Source organism: Bartonella capreoli (assembly GCF_902813205.1).
Classification (GTDB): Bacteria; Pseudomonadota; Alphaproteobacteria; order Rhizobiales; family Rhizobiaceae; genus Bartonella; species Bartonella schoenbuchensis.
In genome coordinates this window covers 1-418 of sequence record NZ_CADDZX010000280.1, presented here as the reverse complement: position 1 = coordinate 418, position 418 = coordinate 1, and the positions used below count along the sequence as shown (strand labels likewise).

Sequence of the window (418 nt, the reverse complement as noted above, 5' to 3'; positions counted from 1 at the left end):
CTTCAAGAGGAATATTCTGCATCGTAATATTTGCGTTATAAACCACTGTGCTCTTGTCAATAGCGCCACGCTTACCAGCAAATTTCATCGCTTCAACACGATAGAAACTCTTCTCATCAGAAATCATCCAAGTTCTTGGATCACCCTGTTTATAGGTAACGGGATAGGGTTCAATCTCTTCATAATTCATATGCAAATCACCAAGCTTTCGCCCCGCTGTTACAAAAGCCCAAAAATCCTCTACCTTTTTAACTGTTGGAATTCGTGGCAATTCTTTAGACAAATTATGCGCATAACGCGCACGGTAATCTTCAGAATGCAAAATCCCATAAACATAATAAAACAAATCATCCTTTGTTATCATTTCACCAGGATATGCTGCCTTAAAATATGCCAACCCTTCATCCGTGAGTGCATC

The 418-nt window shown here is 39.5% G+C and carries 1 protein-coding gene; it reads right to left on the bottom strand.

From position 1 onward, the window contains the following. On the bottom strand, positions 1 to 418 hold a 418-nt coding region (locus tag J7R05_RS08430), incomplete at both ends, for a type ISP restriction/modification enzyme (protein WP_208541891.1).